At 69.2% G+C, this 22,964-nt stretch carries 19 protein-coding genes and 2 tRNA genes; 5 read left to right on the plus strand and 16 right to left on the minus strand.

Features of this window, described 5'->3' with window-relative positions; all coding sequences use genetic code 11:
- Positions 1-126 precede the first annotated feature (126 nt).
- From CA237_RS11905 to CA237_RS11925, 6 genes are all read right to left on the minus strand, one after another.
- On the minus strand, positions 127-1,602 hold the full coding sequence (locus tag CA237_RS11905; RefSeq protein WP_241215485.1) for a DNA polymerase Y family protein: 1,476 nt from the start codon (positions 1,600-1,602) through the stop codon (positions 127-129).
- On the minus strand, positions 1,568-2,359 hold the full coding sequence (locus CA237_RS20040) for a hypothetical protein (RefSeq protein ID WP_241215486.1): 792 nt from the start codon (positions 2,357-2,359) through the stop codon (positions 1,568-1,570). The genes CA237_RS11905 and CA237_RS20040 overlap by 35 nt, the downstream gene beginning before the upstream one ends.
- A gap of 265 nt (positions 2,360-2,624) precedes the next feature.
- Positions 2,625-3,509, minus strand: a complete 885-nt coding sequence (locus CA237_RS11910) for a transglutaminase family protein (protein ID WP_066688337.1) — start codon at positions 3,507-3,509, stop codon at positions 2,625-2,627.
- Positions 3,509-5,998 carry a circularly permuted type 2 ATP-grasp protein gene (locus tag CA237_RS11915; RefSeq protein ID WP_066688255.1) on the minus strand — a complete coding sequence of 830 codons (2,490 nt, stop codon included), beginning with the start codon at positions 5,996-5,998 and terminating at the stop codon, positions 3,509-3,511. Before CA237_RS11915 ends, CA237_RS11910 begins: the two co-directional genes overlap by 1 nt.
- Before the next feature lie 349 nt (positions 5,999-6,347).
- Positions 6,348-7,805: a globin-coupled sensor protein gene (locus CA237_RS11920; RefSeq protein ID WP_126014205.1), complete on the minus strand. Its 1,458-nt coding sequence runs from the start codon at positions 7,803-7,805 to the stop codon at positions 6,348-6,350.
- Positions 7,806-7,909: 104 nt separating this feature from the next.
- On the minus strand, positions 7,910-8,869 hold the full coding sequence (locus tag CA237_RS11925; RefSeq protein ID WP_066688249.1) for an L-threonylcarbamoyladenylate synthase: 960 nt from the start codon (positions 8,867-8,869) through the stop codon (positions 7,910-7,912).
- Between the two features lie 46 nt (positions 8,870-8,915).
- Here CA237_RS11925 and CA237_RS11930 point away from each other — a divergent pair, with 46 nt between their 5' ends.
- The gene (locus CA237_RS11930) at positions 8,916-10,637 is read left to right on the plus strand and encodes an acyl-CoA dehydrogenase (RefSeq protein ID WP_126014207.1); all 1,722 of its coding nucleotides are present in this window, start codon (positions 8,916-8,918) and stop codon (positions 10,635-10,637) included.
- Positions 10,638-10,845: 208 nt separating this feature from the next.
- Here the strand turns inward: CA237_RS11930 and CA237_RS11935 are convergent, their stop codons facing one another.
- The 5 genes from CA237_RS11935 to CA237_RS11955 form a co-directional block, all read right to left on the minus strand.
- Positions 10,846-11,733 carry a DUF4167 domain-containing protein gene (locus tag CA237_RS11935; RefSeq protein ID WP_198158484.1) on the minus strand — a complete coding sequence of 296 codons (888 nt, stop codon included), beginning with the start codon at positions 11,731-11,733 and terminating at the stop codon, positions 10,846-10,848.
- Positions 11,734-11,977: 244 nt separating this feature from the next.
- Entirely contained in the window at positions 11,978-12,796 is an 819-nt protein-coding gene (gene prmC, locus CA237_RS11940; protein ID WP_066688241.1) for a peptide chain release factor N(5)-glutamine methyltransferase, read from the minus strand.
- A 225-nt stretch (positions 12,797-13,021) separates the two neighbouring features.
- Entirely contained in the window at positions 13,022-14,092 is a 1,071-nt protein-coding gene (gene prfA / locus CA237_RS11945; RefSeq protein WP_126014209.1) for a peptide chain release factor 1, read from the minus strand.
- Positions 14,089-15,435, minus strand: coding sequence for a histidine--tRNA ligase (gene hisS / locus CA237_RS11950; protein WP_066688238.1), 1,347 nt, complete (start codon positions 15,433-15,435; stop codon positions 14,089-14,091). The genes prfA and hisS overlap by 4 nt, the downstream gene beginning before the upstream one ends.
- Before the next feature lie 76 nt (positions 15,436-15,511).
- Complete coding sequence (locus tag CA237_RS11955) at positions 15,512-16,852, minus strand: cation:proton antiporter (RefSeq protein ID WP_066688236.1); 1,341 nt, start codon at positions 16,850-16,852, stop codon at positions 15,512-15,514.
- A 132-nt stretch (positions 16,853-16,984) separates the two neighbouring features.
- Here CA237_RS11955 and CA237_RS11960 point away from each other — a divergent pair.
- Positions 16,985-17,058 (plus strand) — tRNA-Gly (locus tag CA237_RS11960).
- 6 nt (positions 17,059-17,064) lie between these two features.
- On the opposite strand, the gene CA237_RS11965 is transcribed toward CA237_RS11960, so the two are convergent.
- On the minus strand, positions 17,065-17,373 hold the full coding sequence (locus tag CA237_RS11965) for a YnfA family protein (protein WP_066688234.1): 309 nt from the start codon (positions 17,371-17,373) through the stop codon (positions 17,065-17,067).
- 55 nt (positions 17,374-17,428) lie between these two features.
- A tRNA-Tyr gene (locus CA237_RS11970) sits at positions 17,429-17,515 on the minus strand.
- A 183-nt stretch (positions 17,516-17,698) separates the two neighbouring features.
- On the opposite strand from CA237_RS11970, the gene rlmB reads away from it, so the two are divergent.
- Positions 17,699-18,448, plus strand: coding sequence for a 23S rRNA (guanosine(2251)-2'-O)-methyltransferase RlmB (gene rlmB / locus CA237_RS11975; protein WP_066688232.1), 750 nt, complete (start codon positions 17,699-17,701; stop codon positions 18,446-18,448).
- A 178-nt stretch (positions 18,449-18,626) separates the two neighbouring features.
- Here the strand turns inward: rlmB and CA237_RS11980 are convergent, their stop codons facing one another.
- Entirely contained in the window at positions 18,627-18,944 is a 318-nt protein-coding gene (locus CA237_RS11980) for a 2Fe-2S iron-sulfur cluster-binding protein (protein ID WP_066688334.1), read from the minus strand.
- 60 nt (positions 18,945-19,004) lie between these two features.
- Between CA237_RS11980 and CA237_RS11985 the strand changes: the two genes are divergently transcribed.
- Positions 19,005-19,649, plus strand: a complete 645-nt coding sequence (locus CA237_RS11985) for a DNA-3-methyladenine glycosylase (protein WP_066688231.1) — start codon at positions 19,005-19,007, stop codon at positions 19,647-19,649.
- Positions 19,650-20,102: 453 nt separating this feature from the next.
- The gene (locus CA237_RS11990; protein WP_066688230.1) at positions 20,103-20,462 is read left to right on the plus strand and encodes a hypothetical protein; all 360 of its coding nucleotides are present in this window, start codon (positions 20,103-20,105) and stop codon (positions 20,460-20,462) included.
- Between the two features lie 75 nt (positions 20,463-20,537).
- Here CA237_RS11990 and CA237_RS11995 read toward each other — a convergent pair whose 3' ends face one another.
- Both CA237_RS11995 and recN read right to left on the minus strand, forming a co-directional pair.
- Entirely contained in the window at positions 20,538-20,882 is a 345-nt protein-coding gene (locus CA237_RS11995; protein ID WP_066688226.1) for a hypothetical protein, read from the minus strand.
- Complete coding sequence (gene recN / locus CA237_RS12000) at positions 20,879-22,543, minus strand: DNA repair protein RecN (protein ID WP_066688332.1); 1,665 nt, start codon at positions 22,541-22,543, stop codon at positions 20,879-20,881. The genes CA237_RS11995 and recN overlap by 4 nt, the downstream gene beginning before the upstream one ends.
- Positions 22,544-22,964: the final 421 nt, after the last annotated feature.

Raw genomic sequence — 22,964 nt, forward strand, 5'->3', positions numbered from 1 at the left:
CCACCCCGAACGTCATTCCAGCGCAAGCTGGAATCTCCTGCGACAAGGATGCAGCGCCAGCCACAAGGAGACCCCAGCCCGCGCTGGGGTGACGATTGGGGCGGAGGATGCCGGATGTCGCGCGGCTCACGCGAACACCCCATGCACATACCATAGCGGATCGGGCGTCTCGCGATCGTACAGCCCGTGCCGGAAGATCCAGTAGCGCCGCCCGCGCACATCCTCGACCCGGTAATAGTCCCGCGTCCGCACCTTCGTCTGCCCCCTGCGCCACCACTGCGCCGCGATCCGTTCCGGCCCTTCGAAGCGGATCACGTCATGCAGCACCCGCCGCCAGCGAAAGCGGTGCGGCGGGCCGTCGGGGACTTCGGCCATCACCTCGATCCGCTGTGGCGGGTCAAACAGGTGGATCGGACGCAGCGGCGGCTCGCCCGCTTCGGGTGCGTCCCAGCCGGTCGGCACCGGCGCGTCGATCGCGTCGATGGTCAGCACCCCCTGTTCGGGCAGATGGCTGTCGCCCGGCGCGACCCGCGCGATCCGCCCGCGCCCCAGCCGGGTGCTGAGGCGATCGACCAGCGCCGCCATCGCCTCCTCGCTGACCGCTCCCCCTTCGAGCTGCAACTGTGTCGGCGCCAGCGGTTCGAGCGCCGGCACGCTCATGCGGATCATGTCGAAGCCGAACCCAGGATCGATCGGGTCGGCCAGCGCGTCGATCCGTTCGCGGAACAGCCGCAGGATCGAGGGCGGATCGCGCATCGGCAACCCGCTTTCGACTGCCAGATCGCGCAGCGCGCCATCGGCCCGGTACAGCCGCACCGCGAACCGCCGCCCGCCACGGTCGCGTGCGGTCAGCTCCGCCTCCGCCTCCGTCGCCAGCTCGCCGATCGTCGAAAGCACATCAGCGTCGCGTGCGATCGGTTCGGCGAAGCGCCGTTCGAAGAACAAGGCCGGCAGCGCCCGGCGCGGGCGCAACCGCTGGTCGGCATCGCCCAGCAAGCGCGCCAGTGCCGCCACCGTCTCTTCCCCGAAGCGCGCCGCGATCGGCGCGGTCGGGCGGCTGGCAAGGTCGCCGATGGTGCGCAGCCCCGCCCGGCGCAGCGCCACCGCAATCTCGTCGTCCAATCGCAGCGCCGCCACGCCCAGCCGCCGGATCGCAGCCGCCTCGCTTGCCGCCGGGGCACTCTGGAACCGGGCCAGCGCCTGCGCCGCATCGGGCGTATCGGCCAGTGCGTGGCGCAGCGTCCCGAACCGGGCGAGGCGCGACTCGACCTCCGCCACCAGCTCCGCCTCGCCGCCGAACAGATGCGCGCAGCCGGTAATGTCCAATGTCACCCCGTCGCCGCCGTCCAGCGCGACCAGCGGCGTGAACCGGTCGCAGGCATCGGCGATCCGTTCCAGCCAGCCATGATCGGCGAACGGATTGGCATCGACCACGACCAGATCAGGCAGTTGCGCCCGCGCATCGGCCAGCGCCATGCCGGGGGTGAGACCCTTGTCCAGCGCGTGGCGGTCGACCGATGCGATGCGCAAGGCCCCCCGCACCGTTTCGACACAGACGAACGGCGCATCATCCGGCACGACGCAGGGGTATTGGCGCAGCAAGCGGTCGCTCGGCAGGAACGGCCACCACAGCGCCAGATGGCGCCGACCGCTGGGTCGGGCTGGTGAAGACGGCTTGCTCACGGTTCCACTCCACTTGCCAGCGGCCATCGGCACTCCGGCCGCGCAGACGCAATAATTCGAGGTCGAAGGTCGGATGGCCCGGCGCATTGGCGGGCAGGGGTTGCGACGCGCAGGACCGCACCGCCCAGCGGGTATCGGCGGCACTCGCCACCGGAGTCGCGGCGATGCGCAGCAGCAGCGCCGTCACCCCGCTTTCCTCCGCCGCCAGCGCGAGGCGGCGGCTGGCGGTCAGGTCGAGTGCCTTCGGATCGCGGTGCAGTTCGATCACCGCCACCCCGACCCCGGCACAGCGCACGACATCGGCCGCCGCGCGCAGCACCGACAGCGCATCGGGCAGGAACCCCAGCAGCAGCCGCGCGGGATCGACGCCGATCTCGACCAGTCCCGGCGCATGGAGATGCCCGCCCCCGCGCACCGCCGCCTCCTCGCGCAGCCAGACGATACCGCCGCCCAGCCGAATCGACAGCATGCCGACAAAGCCGGTCGCGCTACCGGCATCGCCCGCTTCTGCCGCGAAAATCTCGTGCAGCCGCCCGCGCGCGATGCCGCCATCCAGCGCGGCGTCGATGTCGCCATGCCCGGTCGCTACCCGCACCGCCTTGCCTATCGGCGCGCGCCGCTCCATGGCGGCGACTTGCCGCTTCAGCGCGGACAGGGTGGACGACTCTGCGTTCATGGTTTGTTCTTTATCCCCCAACCCTTATGGATTCGTCAATCCGGGTTGGGTGGGGTTCACCATGGGTACCAAGAAGTAAGATTGTTTTCACGCGAAGGCGCGGAGACGCGAAGGGGGTTGCGCGGCTTGGCGAGCCTGTGCCCCCGGCAGACGCTCTACGCAGAAACCATGGAATAGGGCCGCTGGCGCGGGAGAAGCAGCGCCAAGCGGAGCCCCTCCGCGTCTTCGCGCCTCCGCGTGAAACCCTCTTCCTATCGCAAACCAACTACCCGACCGGCAAAGGCTCCACATCGACCGACACCTGCATCGTCTGCGCCCCCGACCCCAGCACCACGCCGTCGATCGGGGCGATGTCGGCATAGTCGCGGCCGATCGCCATCACGACATGATCCTCCGCCATCCAGATGCCGTTGGTCGGATCGACGCCGACCCATCCCAGTTCGGGACCGGCCCACACCAGCACCCACGCATGCGTAGCGTCCGCGCCGACCAGCCGCTCCTGCCCCGGCGGCGGCAGGGTGCGCAGATAGCCCGAGCAATAGGCGGCGGGCAGCCCCGCGCCGCGCAGCCCCGACAGCATGATCTGCGCGAAATCCTGACACACTCCGCCGCGCTTGGCGAAGGCTTCGGCGGGCGGCGTGTCTACCAGGGTCGCGGTCGGATCGAAGGCAAAGTCGCGCTGGATGCGACGGGCGAGCGCGATCGCCGCGTCGAGGATGCCGCGATCGTCGGCCAGATCCTCGGCACACCACTCGGCAATTTCCGGCACGATCGGCACATGGGCGGAGGGGAACAAGTAGCTGACCGGGCTGGCCGGACCGGCATCGGCGACCTTTGCGACCATGGCGCGAATATCGGCCAGCGTCGGGTCGGTCGGCGACGGCACCGGGATCGGCCGCTCGACACACACCGTCGCGCGGCTTTCGATCGTCAGCGTGCGTTCGGGCCGTTCGACCACCAGCCGTGTGACATTGGCCAGCCCCGCCTGCGCCCGCGCCGGATGGGTATGACCGCCCGGTTCGACCAGCAGCGCATAGTCCTCCAGCGTCTGCCCCGACCACAGGATCGGGCGGAGCCTGAGGTTGCAGCGCGCGAACCCCGCCGCTTCCTCATAATCGAAGCGGGTGATGTGGCGGATGGCGTAGCGCATCATGCCAGCGTCAGCCCGGCTTCGCGCAGCGCCTGCGCCCCCTGCAGGAAATAGCGGGTGGCGATGGCGTCGGACAGCTTCTGCAACTGCTGGTTGATCTCCAGCACCCAGCCGCGATCGACCCGTTCGGCCGATGCCATGGCGATGCCCGCGGTCAGGCGCGCGGCGATACGCTGTTGCGGTTCGGCGATGCCGGCATCGTTCAGCACCGGCAGTTTCGCCAGATGGCCGACGATCGTCTCCACCTGAAACGCGATGCCGCGCGGATTGCCGGGGTCGAGCGCGATCAGGTCAATCACCGGCACCCGCGCAAAGCCCATCAGATAGCGCTGGCGATAGCTGATCTGGCTGTTGGCGAGGTCGAGCAGGGTCGACAGATCCTCGGCATTGGCGCGACGCAGGTCGACCGCCAGCAGCGTGCGCGTCACCGCCAGCGCCCGCTCGATCCGGCGACCAAGGTCATGGAAGCGCCACGCATCGGTCCGCCCCATATGTTCGGCCGACAGCCCGGCCAGCGCGGCATAGCGGCGCTGCAACGTGCCCGCGCGGTCGAGCAGCGTGCCGGTGGTCGGATGCGGCGCATCGAGCAGGCGCACCATGTCCGCCGACAGCCGGTCGCGCGACACGCCGCCGATGCCGGTCGCCATGCGGTTGATTGCGCGGACGCTGCCCCAGCCGTCGACCGCCTCCATCGCCTCGCGCCCGAAATCGACCAGGTCGCGGCGGCGATGGCTGGGCGGACGCTCCGCCGCGCCGGTATCGGCGATGATCGTCACCAGCCGCTCAACGGTTTCGGGCGCCAGCGCGGCGCCGGTGTCGGCGGAGATCGAATGGCCGAACAGCACGCGGATGACGCCCAGCAGCGCCTCGCCCCGCTCCAGATAGCGGCCGAGCCAGAACATGTTGTCGGCGACCCGGCTGGGCAGCGTGCCGGGATTGCGGCGCAGTTCCACGCTGTCGGTCGGTTGCAGCAGCGATACCGGCGCGACCGGATCGGGGCCATGGACGATAACGTCGGCGGACCATGATCCTTCACCCATCACGGCGGCCCGCGCGTCGGGCTGGTCGCCGATCCGCACGAAGCCGCCGGGCAGCACGACCCAGCGCCCGTCTCCCCCCCGCGCCGCGAACACGCGCAGCGAGAAGGGGCGCGGCAGCAGCCCCTCACCGCACGCGGTCGGCATGGTCGACAGTTCGGCGACCTCCTGCCCGACATAATCCTGCGGCCGCAGTGCCATCGCCGCCGCCAGCCGCTCCCGCGCCGCACCGTCCAGGGTAGCACCCAGCACCGCGCCATCAGGTAACCCCGCCACCGCCGGCCCCGCAAAGGCGGGGCCGATCAGCAGCTGGTCGAGCGACGACAGCACCTGCGCGCGTGCGTCCGGGTCGCCGCACCACCATGTCCCGATCGACGACAGCGACGGCGCCCGCCCCAGCAGCCGCTCGCCCAGCGCCGGCAGGAACGCCGCGAAGGCTGGCGATTCGAGCACGCCGACGCCCGGCGCATTGGCGATCACGACATTGCCCGCCGCCATCGCATCGACGAGGCCGGGCACGCCGATGGTCGAATTGGCATCGAACGCCAGCGGGTCGATCAGCCGCGGGTCGATCCGCCGCCACAGCGCGTCGATCCGCTTCAGGCCCGCGATGGTGCGGACATAGAGCTGGTCGTCGCGCACGGCGAGGTCGGCGCCCTCGACCAGCAGGAACCCCAGATAGCGCGCCAGATGCGCCTGTTCGGGATAGCTGGGGTTGAGCTTGCCCGACGTCAGCAGCCCGATGCGCGGCTCGGCCCGGCGGCAGGCGGCGGCGATCCCGGCGCGCATCGCGGCAAAGAAGGGTGCGTGCCGCTCGACATTCATCCGCGACGGCAATCCGCCCAGCGTCCGCCCCATCGCCAGCCGGTTTTCGAGCGCATAGCCCGCCCCGACCGGCACGCGCAGATGATCGGCCAGCACCCGCCAGCGCCCGTCCGGTCCGCGGCACAGATCGGCGGCGACGAAATGCAGCTGGTGCCCACCCGGTGGGGTCAGCCCGACCATCGGGTGCAGGAACAGCGGCGATCCCGTCACCAGCATCGCCGGCAGCACGCCTTCGGCCACCAGCCGCTGTTCGCCATGAATGTCGGCGATGACACCCTCGAACAGGTCGGCGCGCTCGGCCATCCCCTCGGCGATGCCGCGCCATTCCTCCGCGCCGATCAGCAGCGGGACGGGGGAGAGTGGCCAGCGGCGCTCCTCATTCTCGCCCGCAGCGCGGTAGGCGGTGCCGATATCGTCGGCATGGCGCTGCGCCCGCTCGCGCGCGCCGGACAGGCCGTTGCCGGGCAGCGCCGCCAGTTCCTCGAACGCCGCCTCCCATGCGGCACGGTCCAGCCTCTCGGCCGCGGCGAGCATGTCGCCCTGCGGCGCCAGCGCGCGATAGTCGTCCAGCCAGCGCGTACCCGTCGCGCCAGCCTCGACCCGTCCATTGATTGCGCGGCTGGCCATACTGCTTCCCGATCCCGTGCGATCCCAAGCACGCGCATCGCCGCGGCGCAACCGGTTTGCAGGAGTGGGTACGGATACAGCACGGATTTCCGGCCGCCCCGGCCCCGGCTACCGCACCCCGGAAGGCGGGGTCAGGTTATCCCCATCCCGTCACCCCGGACTTGTTCCGGGGTCCACCGGACCGCGAACGCTGTCGCAAGAAGCGTTAATCGCACAGATCGCCGCACCGTGGACCCCGGAACAAGTCCGGGGTGAGGTTTGAGGGCGCATGTCGATCCGCCCTAATTCCAAGAGGCCCGTTTCCAAATTCAGACCCGCCTTTGCAAGCCGACGACGAACAGTCGCCCGGTCAGGCCGCCGCGATACGCTGCTGCATCCGGTGCACTTCGTTGACCGGCCCCGCCCCGCCATCGACCCGGAAGCGCGCGACCTCGGTGGCCAGCACCTCGGCCTCCTGCGCCAGCACGCGGGCGGCGGCGGTCGCTTCCTCGACCATCGCCGCGTTGCGCTGGGTCACGTTATCCATTTCCGACACGGCGGTATTGACCTGTTGCAGCCCGATCGACTGCTGCGCGGCGGAGGTGGCGATGCCCGACACCAGCTCGCTGATCTCGCCGATCCGGCCGATGATCCGTTGCAGCGCCTGTCCGGTGGCGTTGACCAGATCGACCCCGGCCTCGACCTGATCGGACGATGCGGTGATCTTGACCTTCACGTCCTTGGCGGCATCGGCCGAGCGTTGCGCCAGCGCACGCACTTCGGACGCGACCACCGCGAAGCCCTTGCCGGCATCGCCTGCCCGCGCCGCCTCCACGCCGGCGTTCAGCGCCAGCAGGTTGGTCTGGAACGCGATGCCGTCGATGACGCTGATGATCTCGCTGATCTCCGCCGACGACCGCTGGATACCGCCCATCGCATCGACCGCCTGCTGCACGATCCGGCCCGATTCCTCGGCTTCGCTGCGCGCCTCGCCGACGATGCGGTCGGCACGCGACGCGCCATCGGCGGTCTGGCGCACCGTGCTGGTGATCTGGTCCATCGCCGCGGCGGTTTCCTCCAGGCTCGCCGCCTGCTGCTCGGTCCGCTGCGACAGGTCGTCGGAGGCGTGGCGGATATTGCCCGATCCGATGCGGATCTGCTCGCCCGAGCGGGTGACCATGCCCAGCGTCTCGCACATCTGCGCCCGCATCGCTTCGAAACTGTCGGCCAGTGCCTGATATTTGTTCGGGAGCCCGTCGAGCGATACCGTCAGGTCACCCTGCGCCATCCGCTCGAACGCGGCGCCGCACCGCTCGATCACCGCGCGGCGCCCCGCCTGTTCGGCGGTGAAATAGGCGGCGAGCGCGATGTCCATGTCGATCAGCGACGCCTTGACCAGCGCGGTCACCGCTCGCGCCCGTGCCCGCGCTCCGAACGGCAGCCCCAGCCGCCCGAGCACCAGCCGGGGCAGGACATGTTCCAGCATCCGGGCATAGCCGCTGATATACCAGGTTGGAGCCAGCCCGATCCGGGCATGCACCTGCCCGATATTGGTCGCGGCGGCGGCATAGTCGCGATCGATCGGACCGGAGAACAGCTTGCGCCAATGCTCCATCTGCTTGTCGCGGGCATGGTCCATCCGCGCCTGCGACGCGAACATCCCCCGCAGCGACGCGGTGCTGGCGATATGGCGGTACAACGCAGTCAGCGCCGCGGGCGCATGGCGTTCGATCGCGCGCTTGACCCGCGGAAACGCGCCATAGCTGCGGTCGTCATAGTCGAACGCCGCCAGCCGCTGTTCGAAATCGATATGGTCCTGTCCGCTCACAAACTTGGTCCTTTTCGTACCAAGAATGGTTACGGGACAAAGCGTTAAAGATGGGTAGCCTCGGGGTAACGAAGAAGCGTTGCAAGGTGCGGAACGCCTGAGCCCTACCCCGTCGGCACCGCAGCGCGACGCAACCGGTCGTTGATTGCCGCGCCCAGCCCCGCCTCCGGCACCGGCGCCACCGCGATCCGCTGGCGATCCGCGCTGTCCGCGACATGCAGCGCGTCGAACAGCCGTGCCGCCGCCTCCACCGGATCGCCCTTCGCCGACAGCGTATCGTCGCCCGCGACCGCACCGAACCCGATCAGCCATTCGCCGTCCTGGGCGCGGGTCGCGTTCAGCCGGACCGGCTTGGACGGGGCATAATGGCTCGCCAGCTGCCCGGGCGCCTCGATCCCTTCCCCCGCGCCGCCGATGTCGACGCCAAGCAACCCGGCGACCGCCTCGTGCGGGATCGGTCCGGGGCGCAGTTGCCGCACCTGTCCGTCGACACAGGCGATGATCGTCGATTCGATGCCCTGCGTCGTCGGCCCGGCATCGATCACCAGCGGGATGCGCCCGTCCAGGCTGCGCAGGACATGCTCGGCGCGCGTCGGGCTGATCGATCCGCTGGCATTGGCCGAGGGCGCGGCCAGCGGCCGGCCGGTCGCGCGCAAAAGCGCCTGCATCGCGTCATGCGCTGGCACCCGGATCGCGACGGTCGGCAGCCCCGCCGTCACCAGCGACGCGATCCCGCTCCCTGCGCGGATCGGCAGCACCAGCGTCAGCGGCCCCGGCCAATAGGCATCGGCAAGGCGAGCGGCGGCATCGTCGAACACCGCCAGCGCCTCGGCCGCCGCGCGATCCGGCACATGGACGATCAGCGGATTGAACCCCGGCCGCCCCTTGGCCGCATAGATGCCGGCGACCGCGCGCGAATCGGTCGCGTCGGCGGCGAGGCCATAGACCGTCTCGGTCGGCACCGCGACGCAGCCGCCGCCCGCGATCACCTTTGCCGCCGCCGCGATTCCCGCCGTGCCGTAGGGTAAGGAAACGGTCGTGATCGAAGCGTTTGAAGCGGTCATGGTTCGGTGCCTATACCGCCAAAAACCAATGATCGAGAGAGGGCAAATGGACCTGACCCCCGCCACCGCCGAACAGCGTTTCGTGCTGACCCACGCCGCCGGGATCGAAACCCTGGCCGAGGCAGAGCGCTTCGCCGATGCGACCCCCGATCTGCTCGACGCGATCCTGACCGGGATCGGCGATTTCGCCGCCGGCGAATGGCGGCCGCTGACACGCAAGGGCGACACGGTCGGCGCGCGCTGGACGCCCGAGGGCGTGGTGATGCCCGATGGCTATCCTGCCGCCTATCGCGCCTATGTCGAAGGGGGCTGGGGCACGATCGGATCGCCCGCCGAATATGGCGGACAGGCGCTGCCCTTCGCCGTGGCGACCGCGGTGCTCGAAACGCTCGGCACCGCCGATATGGGCTTTGCGCTGGCGCCGACGCTGACCGTCGGCGCGATCGAGGCGCTGACCCATCATGGCAGCGCCGAGCAGCAGGCACGCTATCTGCCGAAGCTCGCGACCGGCGAATGGACCGGCACGATGAACCTGACCGAGCCGCAGGCCGGATCGGACGTCGGCGCGCTGACGACGCGGGCCGAACCGGTTGGCGACGGCAACTGGCGGATCACGGGTACCAAGATCTACATCTCGTTCGGCGATCACGACATGGCCGACAATATCGTCCATCTCGTCCTCGCCCGCACCCCGGGCGCCCCGGCAGGGACTAAGGGGATCTCGCTGTTCCTGGTCCCCAAGTTCCGGCTGGATGCCGATGGCAATCCCGGCGCAACGAACGACATTCGCGTGGTGTCGATCGAACACAAGATGGGGCTGCATGCCTCCCCCACCTGTGTCCTGTCGTTCGGCGACAATGGCGACTGCATCGGCGAACTGATCGGGGCGGAGGGTGCCGGCATGCGCGCCATGTTCACGATGATGAACAATGCCCGGTTGAATGTCGGCCTTCAGGGCGTGCAGGTCGCGGAGGCCGCTACCCAGCGCGCCGTCGCCTATGCCCGCGAACGGGTGCAGTCGGCCCGTGCCTCGACCGGCGGCGCGCCGGTGGCGATCATCGACCATCCCGATGTCCGCCGGATGCTGCTGCGCATGACCGCGCAGACCATGGCGGCGCGTGCTTTGGTCTATTACGCCGCCGGACAGGTCGACCGCGCGACCCTGGGCGTCGAAGGTGCCAAGACCCGGCTCGACCTGGTCACGCCGCTGGCCAAGGCGCACGGCACCGACATTGGCTGTGAGGTCGCGAGCCTCGGCGTGCAGGTCCATGGCGGCATGGGCTATGTCGAGGAAACCGGCGCCGCCCAATATTATCGCGACGCGCGGATCACGCCGATCTACGAAGGCACCAACGGTATCCAGGCCGCCGATCTGGTCGGGCGCAAGCTGGTTGGCGACGGCGGCGCGGGCGTCGAGGCGCTGTTCACCGAGATGGAGGCGGAGGTCGGCCATGCCGCGCTGCGCGACCTGCTGAACGACACGCGCGCGGTCGCCCGCTGGATGCTGGAGGCCGATGTCGACGACCGTCTGGCCGGCAGCTATCCGTTCCTGACGATGCTGGCGACCTGCACCTGCGGCTGGCTGCTGGAGCGACAGGGCCGCGCGCTGGACCAGGTGGCCGACCCCGACTTCGTGGCGCGCAAGCGGGCGGCGGTTGCTTTCTATCTGGACCGGATCGTGCCGGAAGCACGCGGACTGGGCATGGCGGCGATGGCCGGCACCGGCGGGCTGTATTCGCTCAGCGCCGACCAGTTCGCCGCGGGGTAAAGGCGCAGGGCGGTTCGACCGTTCGCTACCATGCGATTCCTCGTCACCCCGGGCCTGACCCGGGGTCCCGCTTCTTCTGCAACCGTTGATAAGAAGCGGGACCCCGGATCAAGTCCGGGGTGACGGGACTGTCTGTTACCCCCAACGAAAAGGGCCGGTATCGCCCGCAAGCGATACCGGCCCCTTCAGTCCGACCTGCGTCGCCCGATCAGGCGGCGGGCGGTACGGCCTCTTCCTCTTCGGCACGGACGCGGCGACGGCGGCGCGGGCGTTCGGCCGCATCGTCGTTCGCCGACAGTGCCGGCGGCAGGCGGTCCGCCTCGATCGACGGAGCCGCTTCGGCGGCCGGTTCGGCAGCGGCAGCATCGACGCGGGTGCGGGTCGTGCGGCGGCGGACCGGCTTGGCCTCGGCCACCACTTCGGGGGCTGCTTCGGCCACGTCGTTCTGCTGCGTGCCGACTTCGCCCTCTACGCCGCGCAGTTCCGCACCGTCATTGGCGGGCGCGGTGGTCCGGCCGCCGTCACGACGCAGGCGCTCGCGCTGCGGACGGTCTTCCCGTTGCGGGCGGTCTTCGCGCGGGCCGCGATCGTCGCGCGACTGGCGTTCCTCGCGTGGCTGGCGTTCTTCGCGCGGGCCACGGTCGTCGCGATACTCACGCTGGGCGCGCGGCTGACGATCGTCGCGATTGCCGCGATCTTCGCGCTGGCCGCGATCGTCGCGATTCCCACGGTCGTCGCGCTGGCCGCGATCCTGGCCGCCGGTCTCGGCGCCATTGTCGCCGTCGCCGTCGAAATCATCCTCGTCGTTGCCGTCGAACTCGTCGCGGCTGCGGCGCTGTTCCTCGACCCGCGACCGCCCGGCTTCGAGCACGCGGAAATAATGATCGGCGAACTGAAGGTAATATTCGGTGTTCACCCGGTCGCCGGCGCGTTGCGCATCGGCGGCGAGGTTCTTGTACTTTTCCAGCAATTGCGCGGCGTTACCACGCGCACGGTTGTCGATGCGGTTGCCGTTGTCCCGCGGACCACCGCCGCCGCTTCCCGGCTGACGCTGGCCACCGCGACCGCGACGGCGGCCGGCCTGACGATTGTTCATCAAGGGTTGGTTGTCCTGTCCTTACCTGTCCGTCGATCTCGCGATCCCGGGTGCGAGCCACTTCGCGAAACGATGCACGGGCACCGTCCGCCTGCCATGACCACCGGACGACAGTGGTTGATGACGATGGAAGGAGCCACGCCCCGCGATCGACGCCGTGGTCGATGGTGCCTGCCCCGCTGCCGGTCTTAGCGGCTGCTGCGGGGTTCTCCAAGCGGAAAGATGGGGTCCGCGTATGACGGGATCAACCCGTAATTACGCAGCGCGGCCGATCGCCCAGATCGCGCACCAGCCGCGCGGGCAACCCGGCGGCGCGCACCAGCGCCATGACCGCGTCGCCCTGTTCGTACCCGATCTCGATCGCGGCGATGCCATCGGGTGCCAGCAGCCGGCGCAGTTCGGGGACGATCCGGCGGTAATCGTCGAGCCCGTCGCGCCCGGCGAAGAGCGCCGCCGCCGGTTCATGGCCAACGACCTCGCGCGGCAGTGGTTCGTCGGTGCCGATATAGGGCGGGTTGGCGAGGATCAAGTCGAAGCGGCCGTCGATGCCGGCGGTCCAGTCGCCCTGTCGCCACGCCACCCGCTGCGCCATTCCCAGCGCAGCGCCATTGCGCAGCGCATAGTCGAGCGCGACTTCCGAGGCGTCGACACCCAGTCCGGTCGCTTGGGGCCATTCGTCGAGTGCGGCGAGCAACAAGGTGCCGGGGCCCGTGCCCAAGTCGAGGATGCGCTGCGGGGCGCGGCCGGCGAAATGGTCGACCGCCGCCTCGATCAGCGTCTCGCTGTCGGCGCGGGGGACCAGCACGCCGGGGCCGACCAGCAGGTCGATCGTCCAGAAGGCGCGGCTGCCGGTGATATAGGCGACCGGTTCTTGGGTCAGGCGGCGTTCGACCAGCGCTGCGAAGGTGGCCGGAACCGGATCGTCGAGGCGGGCGAGCAGCATCGCCTCGCGCGTACAGCCTAGCGCATGGGCGGCGAGGAGTTCGGCATCGAGGCGGGGGGAGTCGGAGACGTCGGCGATGCGGGCCGTTGCCTGCGTCAGTGCGTGACGAAGCGTGGTCATGGGCGGACGCTAAAGAAAAGGTCGTTTTCACGCGAAGGCGCGGAGACGCGGAGGATCAGCGTTCGCCGATACCGATCGCGCAGCGATCCCGCGCTTCGCATACTGTCCGCAAGAGATGAAGTGCCTGACGGCACAGGACCTTGCCCGCAACGCAACTTCTCCGCGTCTCCGCGCCTTCGCGTGAAAACGACCTTCCTTTCTTCTTGTTTTACGCTCGTGCGCGCATCAGCCATCCAGCGTCGCCAGCCGCTCCGCTTCGTCCTGCGCGATCAGCGCGCCGATCAGTTCATCCATCTCGCCCTCAAGGATTTCGGGAAGGCGGTGGAGGGTGAGGTTGATGCGGTGGTCGGTCACCCGCCCCTGCGGGAAATTATAGGTGCGGATGCGCTCCGAGCGGTCGCCGGAGCCGACCATCGACCGGCGGGTGCCGGCACGCTCGTCGGCCAGCCGCTGGCGCTCGGCCTCGTACAGGCGGGTGCGCAGGACCTTCAGCGCCTTCGCCTTGTTCTTGTGCTGCGACTTCTCGTCCTGCTGGATGACGACCAGCCCGGTCGGCAAGTGGGTGATGCGTACCGCCGAATCGGTGGTGTTGACCGACTGGCCGCCCGGTCCCGACGAGCGGTACACGTCGATCCGCAGGTCCTTGTCGTCGATCTGCACGTCGACATCCTCGGCCTCGGGCAGGACGGCGACGGTGGCGGCGCTGGTGTGGATGCGACCGCCGCTTTCGGTCGCCGGCACGCGCTGTACGCGGTGGACGCCGCTTTCGAACTTCATCCGCGCGAACACGCCCGCGCCGGTGACGCTGGCGACGCCTTCCTGTGACCCGCCCGCATCCGACACCGAGGCGGAGATCAGCTCGACCCGCCAGCCGCGAGTGTCGGCATAGCGCTGATACATGCGGAACAGGTCGCCCGCGAACAGGGCGGCTTCGTCGCCACCGGTGCCGGCGCGGATTTCCAGCATCGCGGCGCGTTCGTCGGCCGCATCGCGCGGCAACAGAGCAAGTGCCAGCGCGCGTTCCGCCGCCTCCAGCTGGGCGCGGTTGGCGTGGAGTTCCTCCACCGCCATCGCACGCAGGTCGTCATCGGCGTCCTGCGTCATGAAGGTCAGGCTCTCGCTCTCGGCGCGCAGCCGCCGGACCTCGCCCGCCGCCGCCGCGACGGGTTCGAGCTCGGCATATTCCTTCGACACCGCGACGAAGCGGTCGCCCGGCAGGTCGCCGGTCGCCATCTGCGCCGCCAGTTCGTCGCGCCGCGCCTCGATCTGGGCGATGCGTTCGGGGGCGATGGTCATTCGTCGTCCGATACCTGCCAGAGGCCCTGACGCCACTCGCCGATCATTTCCTCCAGCACCGAATCACCCTCGACGTCACTATCGGCGATCCCGTCCGAATAGAGCGTAGCGGCGTGGAGGAACGCGTCGCGGTCTTCGCTGGCGAGGTCGACCTGCTTGCCGCTGGCGAGCAGCTTCGCCGTCACCGCCCCGTCGGCACCGACCAGCGCGACCATCGACGCGCCCTGCGCATCGGCCTTCGCCATGCGCCGCTTGAGGTTGCCGCGATAGGCCATGTCCGCGACGGCACCGGCGGCGCGCAGATCCTGCAACAAAGTCATCGCGGCGGCATCCGCCCCGCCCTCGCGCGGGATGACGCAGACGGCGGCGCGCGGCGCTTCGGGCTCCTCCAGCAGCATCGCCAGCCGCTCGATCCCCGCCGCCCAGCCGACGCCCGGCGTCGCCGGCCCGCCAAGGCTTTCGATCAGACCGTCATAGCGTCCACCGGCGAGCACCGTGCCCTGCGCGCCCAGTCGGTCGGTGACGAATTCGAACGCGGTGTGGCGGTAATAGTCGAGGCCGCGCACCAGCCGGTCATTGCGGGTCCATGCGACCCCCGCCGCGTCCAGCCCGGACGTGACCGCCGCAAAGAAATCGGCGGCTTCGGCGGTCAGGAACGAATCGATCCCAGGCGCCGAATCGGCGATCGGCCGGTCGCGCGGGTCCTTCGAATCGAGGATGCGCATCGGATTCTTGTCGAGCCGCTTGAGACTGTCTTCGGACAGCTCGCCGCGATGGCTGTCGAAATGCTCGACCAAGGCGGCGCGCCATGCGTCGCGCGTCGCGGCATCGCCCAGCGTGTTGAGCTGCAGCGTCACGCCATCGGCGATGCCCAGTTCCTTGAGCAGTTGGTCGGCCATCGCCAGCAGTTCGACATCGGCCATCGGCTCGGCCGCGCCGATCACCTCGGCGTCGATCTGGTGGAACTGGCGATAGCGGCCCTTTTGCGGGCGTTCGTAGCGGAAGACCGGGCCGTGCGTCGCGAGCTTCAAGGGCGCATATTGCTGCCAGCCCTCGGTCAGATATGCGCGGGCGATACCGGCGGTGAATTCGGGGCGCAGCGTCAGCGAATCGCCGCCGCGATCCTCGAACGAATACATTTCCTTCGACACGACGTCGGTCGTCTCGCCCAGCGATCGGGCGAAGACGGCGGTCGATTCGAACACCGGCACTTCGACGCGGCTGAAGCAGTAGAGACGGCGCACGCGCTCGAACGTCTCGGCGACATGGGTGAAGCGCCGTTCGAAGTCGCCGAAAATATCCTGGGTGCCGCGGACCGGGCGCGGGGTCGTGATCTTTGCCATTGTGCGCGCGATTTATGGCGTCCTGAAGGGGAACGCCAGCGCAGAACGCATGGCCGCACCAAAGTGTAGGCCAAGCTCAGGCCGGAACGCCGCCCAGTTCGCCGCTGGCCCGCGCCCGCTTGCCATAGACCGCCTCGAACAACGGGGTCGCCATGACGGTCGTGACGATCGCCATGAGCACCAGCATCGCGAACAGCGTCGGGCCGATGATCCCCTTTTGCAGGCCGATATTGATGATGATGAGCTCCATCAGCCCGCGCGAGTTCATCAGCGCGCCGATGCCGAGCGCGGTGCGGTTGTCCTCGCCGGCGATCCGTGCGGCGGCCCAGCAGGCACCGAACTTGGCGAGGATCGACACCGTCAATATGCCCAGCGCGATCAGCAGGAGGGGCAGCGAGCTCACCGTATCCATCCGCGTGTTCAGCCCCGAATAGGTGAAGAACATCGGCAGCAGCAGGACGACCGCCAGCGGCTCGACCTTTCGCTTCAGCTCCTCGACGAACAGCCCGCGGGGCATGAACACGCCGAGGATGAAGCCGCCGAAGATCGCATGGATGCCGATCGCGTCCATGAAGAAGGCGGACAGGCAGAACAGCATCAGCGTGATCGACAGCACGGTCATGCTCATCTCGCCCTTCGCCTCGACCGCGCGGCCAAGCGGGGCGAGCAACTGCTTGCCGAACAGGATCAGGAAGGCGGCGTAGAGCACCGCGCCACCGATCGCGACGATGGCGACGCCCGCGCCTGCACCGAAGGTCGCGAGCACGATCGCCAGCACGCACCACGACACCGCATCGTCGAACGCGCCGGCAGTCAGCGACAGCGTGCCGAGTGCCGTGTCGGCAAGGCCGCGTTCGTGAATGATCCGCGCGAGCATCGGAAAGGCGGTCAGCGCGATGCAGGCGCCCATGAACAGGGTCGCGCTGCCGGTCGAGATGCCTTCGGCGAACAGGCCCGGCACGGTGAGCAGCATCGGCGTGACCAGCACCGCCAGCAGGAACGGCATGGCGATGCCCGCCGCCGACACCATCGCCGCGCTCTTCGCCTTGGTCTGGAAATGGTCGAGCCGCAGCGTCAGGCCGACGAGGAACATGTAGAGGCCGACTCCCAGCTGCGCGCCCGCATAGAGCAGCCCACGCGTTTCCTTGGGGAAGATCGCCGCCTGGAGATCGGGGAAGAACAGGCCGAGCAGCGAGGGACCGAGGACCACGCCCGCGATCATCTCCCCCACCACCTGCGGCTGGTTCAGGAAGCGCTTGCCCGCCCAGCCGACCACGCGGCAGGCGAGCAGGATCACCGCCAATTGCAGGAAGAAGTGGATCGAGTAATCGGACGGCGCATAGCTCTTGGCCGCCTGTACCGCTGGCCCATGCGGGTTCAGCACATCGCCGAGCGCGGCCACCATTTCGTTCACCATCGCGCCCTCCCCCGGCACCTTATGGCCGGAGCAATAGGGTCATCCGCTGCAAAAGCAAGGCGTTGCAAGGGGGCGGTTGACCTGCCCCGCATTGCTGTGGCAGGGGCATCGCCCTGACACGCAAGCGCGTGGGCGGGTATAGCACAATGGTAGTGCAGCAGCCTTCCAAGCTGAATACACGGGTTCGATTCCCGTTACCCGCTCCAACCCCCTTATCGCGGTCCGAACAGGATCACGGCGCAGCCGGCGATGCACAAGGTGGCGCCGATCAGGTCGAACCGGTCGGGCACCAGCCCTTCGACCGCCCAGCCCCACAGCACCGCGCCCAGCACATAGACGCCGCCATAGGCCGCATAGGCGCGCCCCGCTCCGCCCGTGTCGCTCTGCGCCAACAGCCAGGCGAAGGCGATCAGTGCGGCGATGCCGGGGATCAGCCACCAGGGCGAGCGGTCGAGCCGCCACCATGCCCAGAAGGCGAAGCAGCCCGCGATCTCGCACAGGGCGGCAAGGACGAAGATCATGGGGGTCGGGATGACTGCCTCCCGCTGGGGCACCGCCGCGCCAGTGCGCGGGCGGTGGTGGACAGGGCTGGATTCGAACCAGCGTACGGGAAACCCGGGCAGATTTACAGTCTGCTGCCTTTAACCACTCGGCCACCTGTCCAGCCGCCACTCAAACGGGCCATGCCGCTCGAGCGAGGGCGCCCATTGCCGCTCCCGCGCGGCGCTGTCAACGCCTGCCTGCAACTTTGTTGCCGATTTGCGCCCATGCGCCCGTCGCGGCTATGACGCGGCGATCAGCTGTGCCGACCCCGGCCGCACTCCCTTGAACACACGAAAGACCGTCATGGCCCGCAAAGGACACCGCCCCAGCAAGGCATCGCCGCAACGCCCCCGCTTCTGGGGCCGGCACGCCGCCTTCGCCGCGCTCGACAATCCCGAGCGGGTGATCCGCAAGATCTGGTGCACGCGCGAAATGGGGTCGCAGCTGGTCCTGCCCGAAGGCGTGCCGGTGGTATTCGCCGAGGCCGCCGACCTCGCCCGCCTCGTCCCCTCCGACGCGCCGCACCAGGGGATCGTGGTCGAGGCCGATCCGTTGGAGGATATCTGGCTGGCCGACCTGATCGAACAGGGGCGCGACGACGACCGGCCGATCCTGCTGCTCGACCAGGTGACCGACCCGCATAATGTCGGCGCGATCCTGCGGTCGGCGGCGGCGTTCGACTGTCTGGGCGTGGTGACGCAGGACCGGCATGCGCCGCCCGAATCGGGTACGGTCGCGCGCTCGGCTTCCGGCGCGCTGGAGAGCGTGCCGTGGGTCCGGGTGGTCAATCTGTCGCGGGCGTTGGTCGAGCTGGGCGATGCCGGGTACTGGCGCGTCGGGCTGACCGGCCATACCGAGACGACGCTGGCACAGGCGCTGGGGCCGAAGCGGGTCGCTTTGGTGGTGGGGGCCGAGGGCGAGGGCATGCGGCAGAATACCGCGGCGCATTGCGACATCCTTGCCAAGCTGCCGATTTCGGACCGGATCGAGAGCTTGAACGTGTCGAATGCGGCGGCGATCGCGCTGTATGCGGTGGCGACGCACGAGGGATGAAGACGGAGCAGCAATAGCTGGTTCGCATCATCCCCGTGCCGGCCGGCGGGCTTTAGCCCGACCGAGAACGCCTCTCCGCATACGGGGCGCGGCATGGGCAAAGCCCATGCCGTCGGTCGGGGCGTTGCCCCGCCGGCCGTGCCGGCATTGATGCGAACCAGCTATCGCTGCTTCGTCTTCAATCCTCGGCCCCAATGGTGACCCTCATCCCTTCCAGCGCCTCACTCACTGGCAACTGGCACGACAGCCGCGAGGTCGCATCCCGATCCTCGACCGCATCGAGCAGGTCGTCCTCGTCCTCGCTCACCGGCGGCAGGCGGTCGAGATAGGCGGCGTCGACATGGACGTGGCAGGTCGCGCACGAACAGCAGCCGCCGCACAAAGCGAGGATGTCGTCGAAGCCGTTGATCTTGAGCACTTCCATGACGGACAGCCCGACCTCCGCGTCCACGGTTCGTTCTTTCCCGGCACGGTCGACGACGGTAATCGTTGGCATCGAATCTTCTCCTGTCCGCCGCCCCATGCCGGGGCGACCGGCGCTTTTCAAGGACCGGCCATGGGACTTTCCGCCGAACAGCTGCGCACCTCGCTGGATGCGCTGGCCGAGCGCGAGCCGGCGTTCGCGGCGGCGCTGGCCTATGCCGGCTATCCCGAACCGCGCATCCGCGAGCGGGGCTATGTGACGCTGCTGAGGACCATCGTCGGGCAGCAGGTCAGCTACAAGGCGGCGGATGCGGTGTGGAAGAAGCTGGAGGCGTTGCTGGGCGATGCCAGCGATCCCGCGCGAATCGCGACCAAGACCGACGAGGAACTGCGCGCCGCCGGGCTGTCGCGGCAGAAGAGCGGCTATGCCCGCAGTCTTGCCGACGAGGTGCTGAGCGGGCGACTCGACCTTGCCAACCTGCCCGACGATGACGAGGAAGCGATCGCGCAGCTGGTGCGGGTGAAGGGGATCGGGCGGTGGTCGGCCGAAATCTACCTGCTCTTCGCCGAGGGGCGGCTGGACGTCTGGCCGGCGGGCGACCTGGCGGTGCAGGTCGAGATCGGGCGCATCCTGGGCCTGCCCGAGCGGCCGAGCGAGAAGCAGATCCGCGAGCTGGCGGAGGGGTGGCGCCCGCACCGCAGCGCGGCGACGGTGTTCGCGTGGCACCATTATATGTTCGATCCGGAGACGAAGGCGGCGAAGAACAGCGCGATCTGACGCGCCGGGTGAGGCGCGTCCGGCCGGCGGCGCGAGAAGCGCCGTCCGACGAGCGTCGAGGTGCGGACTGCCCCGCAGTCCGCAGATCGTGCCGGGGGCACGATCGACCTCGACGCTGGCTTTGCCGGTGTCGCACCATTGAAAACAAACGGTTTTCCCAAATAAGTTCACTAAGTTCACACTAACCACGGTTTCGCGCAAAATTTGCAATTGCCGCGCAATAGCGGTCCACTTGTCAAAGAGCGGAGCGATATTGACAGGCCGACTCCCTGTAGGAAAGCGGGGGATTGGCGGGTGCGGACCGGCTGCGCCGATGACCTTCTGGATAGAAATTGGCCTCCGAAGACCGGGCCTCGTGCGGTTCGCGTCTCATGCTATCATGAGGAGATCCTGACCTGCGCCGGGACACCGTCCGGTTCGCTTGCGGTAGACCCGTTTCCATGGAGGAACGCCATGCGCCGAATGCTGCTTTCCGCGATACTGATCACCGCACCGCTGGCCGCTGCCGAACCGGTCAACCCACTGGAAGGCAGGTGGCAGGTTGACCTGAGCAACGATCCCACCAAACCCTATGTAAAGACGATGGAGCTGCACCTGGCGGCGGACGGGTCGGTCACCGGCCGTTTCTATGACAGCGACATCGAGGGCGGCCGGTGGAAGACCGATCGCGGGCGGACCTGCGTCAGTTTCCGGACCAGCGACGGCGTCGGGCCGTATCACAGCAGCGGCTGCCTGCGTGGCGGGATGGTCGAGGGGCAGACATGGGCCGAGCATCGCCGGTTCCTGTTCAACTGGAACGCGCGGCGGGAGTAGGTTCGCGGTTTCTCGCGTTACTGTCGCACCGGACTTGATCCGGGGTCCAGGTAGAAGAAGAAGCGGGACCCCGGATCAAGTCCGGGGTGACGTTGGGAGGGATGGCTGCCGCACCGCCCACCAGGCGGCATAGGGGGTGTTCTCGACCTTGTGCCGGTTATAGTCCGGCGCGCCGTCGGCCCACCAGACCGGGCCGCGTTCGCCAAGCGCGATCTTCGCCGCATCGACCGCCTTGCGGGCCGTCGCCACCGCTGCGTCGTCGCCGGCGCGCTTGGCCACGCCCACCGCGCGGCGGGCGTCCATCAGGGCGTGGACGAGGCGTTCGCGCTCGGTGTTGGACAGGTCGGGACGGGTGGCGCGCCACAGCACGCCGTCGACCACGATATAGCGGCCATCGGGCGTGCGTGGCGGCTGCGTCATGCCGGCTCGATCAGCCGCCGGGCCTGGGCGCGCGCCTCGTCGGTGATTTCGGCGCCCGAGAGCATCCGCGCGATTTCCTCGCGGCGTTCGTCGCTCGACAGCGGCCGGACGCCGGTGCGGGTGACGATGCCGTCGTGGCGCTTGGCGATCAGCAGGTGGCGGTCGCCGCGTGCCGCGACCTGCGGGCTGTGGGTGACGACCAGCAATTGCGTGGCGCGCGACAGGCGGTGGAGGCGGTCGCCGATCGCCGAGGCGACCGCGCCGCCGACGCCGCGATCGATCTCGTCGAAGATCATCGTCGCCGCCCCGCCCTCTTCGGCGAGCGCGACCTTCAGCGCCAAGATGAAGCGCGACAGTTCGCCGCCCGACGCGATCTTGGCGAGCGGCGCGAAGGGTGCGCCGGGGTTGGTCGAAATCTCGAACTCCACCCGGTCGCGGCCAGAGGACGACCATTGTCCGTCGTCCAGTTCGGCGACGACGGTGCGGAAGCGGGCGGCGTCGAGTTTCAGGGGGGCGAGTTCGCCGGCCACCGCCGCATCGAGGCGCGCCGCCGCGTCGAGGCGGGCGGCGTGGATGCGGTCGGCTTCCTTCTGATAGGCGGCGCGCGCCTTGGTGACCGCGGCCTCCAGCTTGCCGAGACCGGCTTCGCCCGATTCGAGCAGGGCGAGGCGGCCGACGAGCTCCTCGGCGAGGGTCGCGAGGTCGTCGGGCTGGACGCGGTGCTTACGCGCCATCGCCCGCAGCGCGAACAGGCGGGATTCGTCGTCCTCCAGCGCGCCGGCGTCGAAGGCGAGCGCATCGCTCGCTTCGCGCAGCGCGACCTCGGCCGCCTCCGCCTCGACCAGCGCGCGGTCGACGGCGGCGAGCGATTCGGTGAGCGCGGGATGCGCCTCGGCAATGCGTTCGAGGGCGCGGGCGGCCTGGCGCAGCGCGGACAGCGCGCCGTTGGGGCCGTCGAGCCGTTCCTCGACCTGGGTCAGGTCGCCCGCGACCTTTTCGGCGCGCTGCATCGAGCGGCGGCGTTCGGCGAGGGTTTCCTCCTCGCCCGGTTCGGGGCGGAGCGCGGTCAGTTCGGCGACGGCATGTTCGAGCCATTCGCGGTCGCGCTGTGCCACCTCGATCTCGGCCAGCGCCGCGCCCAGCGCCGCTTCGGCATCGCGCCAGTCGCGATAGGCGCGCGTGAGGGTTGCGGTGTCGATCCGGCCGAAGCCGTCGAGCAGCGCGCGGTGGCCGCGCGGGTTGAGCAGGCCGCGATCGTCGTGCTGGCCGTGGATTTCGACGAGATGCGGGGCGAGGTCGCGCAGGAGGCCGGCCGAGGCGGGCTGGTCGTTGACGAAGCCGCGGCTGCCGCCATCGGCCTTTACGATGCGGCGGATGATGAGCGGTTCGCCGGGTTCGAGGTCGAGGCCGTTATCGTCGAACAGCCGGGCGACCGGGCCATCGGGAACGGGCGCAGCGAAGATCGCGGTGACCGCCGCCTGTTTCGCGCCATGGCGGACGAGCGCGGTGTCGCCCCGGGCGCCCAGTGCCAGGCCGAGCGCGTCGAGCAGGATCGATTTTCCCGCGCCGGTCTCCCCGGTCAACACGCCCAGGCCAGCGGCGAAATCGAGGTCGAGCGCCTCGATCAGCACCACGTCACGGATGGAAAGCGCCGTCAGCATCGCGCCCTCCATAGCCGCGGAACAGCGCAAGAACAAATGGCTATGTGCGGCATGCGGGGCGAACGGTTGGGGGCGGGGTTCGATCCGTGGTCCTTCTTCGTCTCTCCGGACTTGATCCGGGGTCCTGCTTTTTGCTGGTCGGCGAAGAAGAAGAAGCGGGACCCCGGGTCAAGCCCGGGGTGACGATCGTGGTAGCTGTTCGTCATTCCCGCGAAGGCGGGAATCCATTGCCGCTGGCGTTTCGGCCGGAGTCGCGACGATAGCGTTTATGGACTCCCGCCTGCGCGGGAGTGACGGAGTCGAGTCAGTTCCCCGACGGGGTGCCCGCACCCGTATTCGTGCCGCCGGTCGTCGGGCCGGTCGGCGACGGGGTTACTGCCGGCGGAGTCTGCGGGGCGGGCTGGCCCTTAGACACATATGA

Origin of the sequence: Sphingomonas sp. ABOLH, assembly GCF_003951715.1 — a bacterium.
Taxonomy (GTDB): Bacteria; Pseudomonadota; Alphaproteobacteria; order Sphingomonadales; family Sphingomonadaceae; genus Sphingomonas; species Sphingomonas hankookensis_A.

Coding starts and splice junctions, on each gene's coding strand:
- CA237_RS20040 (WP_241215486.1), bottom strand. CDS start 2,359: ATGAACGCAGAGTCGTCCACCCTGTCCGCGCTGAAGCGGCAAGTCGCC.
- CA237_RS11910 (WP_066688337.1), bottom strand. CDS start 3,509: ATGCGCTACGCCATCCGCCACATCACCCGCTTCGATTATGAGGAAGCG.
- CA237_RS11915 (WP_066688255.1), bottom strand. CDS start 5,998: ATGGCCAGCCGCGCAATCAATGGACGGGTCGAGGCTGGCGCGACGGGT.
- CA237_RS11925 (WP_066688249.1), bottom strand. CDS start 8,869: ATGACCGCTTCAAACGCTTCGATCACGACCGTTTCCTTACCCTACGGC.
- CA237_RS11930 (WP_126014207.1), top strand. CDS start 8,916: ATGGACCTGACCCCCGCCACCGCCGAACAGCGTTTCGTGCTGACCCAC.
- CA237_RS11935 (WP_198158484.1), bottom strand. CDS start 11,733: ATGAACAATCGTCAGGCCGGCCGCCGTCGCGGTCGCGGTGGCCAGCGT.
- prmC (WP_066688241.1), bottom strand. CDS start 12,796: ATGACCACGCTTCGTCACGCACTGACGCAGGCAACGGCCCGCATCGCC.
- prfA (WP_126014209.1), bottom strand. CDS start 14,092: ATGACCATCGCCCCCGAACGCATCGCCCAGATCGAGGCGCGGCGCGAC.
- hisS (WP_066688238.1), bottom strand. CDS start 15,435: ATGGCAAAGATCACGACCCCGCGCCCGGTCCGCGGCACCCAGGATATT.
- CA237_RS11955 (WP_066688236.1), bottom strand. CDS start 16,852: ATGGTGAACGAAATGGTGGCCGCGCTCGGCGATGTGCTGAACCCGCAT.
- CA237_RS11965 (WP_066688234.1), bottom strand. CDS start 17,373: ATGATCTTCGTCCTTGCCGCCCTGTGCGAGATCGCGGGCTGCTTCGCC.
- rlmB (WP_066688232.1), top strand. CDS start 17,699: ATGGCCCGCAAAGGACACCGCCCCAGCAAGGCATCGCCGCAACGCCCC.
- CA237_RS11980 (WP_066688334.1), bottom strand. CDS start 18,944: ATGCCAACGATTACCGTCGTCGACCGTGCCGGGAAAGAACGAACCGTG.
- CA237_RS11985 (WP_066688231.1), top strand. CDS start 19,005: ATGGGACTTTCCGCCGAACAGCTGCGCACCTCGCTGGATGCGCTGGCC.
- CA237_RS11990 (WP_066688230.1), top strand. CDS start 20,103: ATGCGCCGAATGCTGCTTTCCGCGATACTGATCACCGCACCGCTGGCC.
- CA237_RS11995 (WP_066688226.1), bottom strand. CDS start 20,882: ATGACGCAGCCGCCACGCACGCCCGATGGCCGCTATATCGTGGTCGAC.
- recN (WP_066688332.1), bottom strand. CDS start 22,543: ATGCTGACGGCGCTTTCCATCCGTGACGTGGTGCTGATCGAGGCGCTC.